1 pseudogene is annotated in these 319 nt (G+C 45.1%); it reads right to left on the bottom strand.

Annotated features, from left to right (window positions below):
- Positions 1-319 (bottom strand): annotated as a pseudogene (locus AC056_RS19120) (hypothetical protein); the annotation flags it as partial.

Genomic DNA, 319 nt, shown 5'->3' with positions numbered 1-319 from the left:
TTATAGGTATTGGTTGTCGGGTCATAAACTGCAGTCGTATTGGTACCATCTGCAAAGTTAACCGTTTCGCCTAACTTCACGTTGTCCGTTGTACCACCATTGACACTAAAGTTCAGGCCTTTGTCTGCCGTCGCTTGCGCTGCTGCTGCATTGGTCAATGCGGTATTTGCTGTGTTTTGTGCAGTGGTTACATTCTGGTTGGTTGCATTTAACTGGCTAAAATTGACTGCATCAGTCGCATTAGTGCCTGCTTTAACATTGGTAATTTTCTGATTACCCGCATTAATCCCTGCTGTGGTTACACTTGGGCCACCAGTAA

Source organism: Acinetobacter genomosp. 33YU (assembly GCF_001990725.1).
GTDB classification, from domain to species: Bacteria; Pseudomonadota; Gammaproteobacteria; order Pseudomonadales; family Moraxellaceae; genus Acinetobacter; species Acinetobacter seifertii.
The sequence above is the reverse complement of the archived record's forward strand: the minus strand, read 5'-3'. Positions and strand labels throughout refer to the sequence as shown.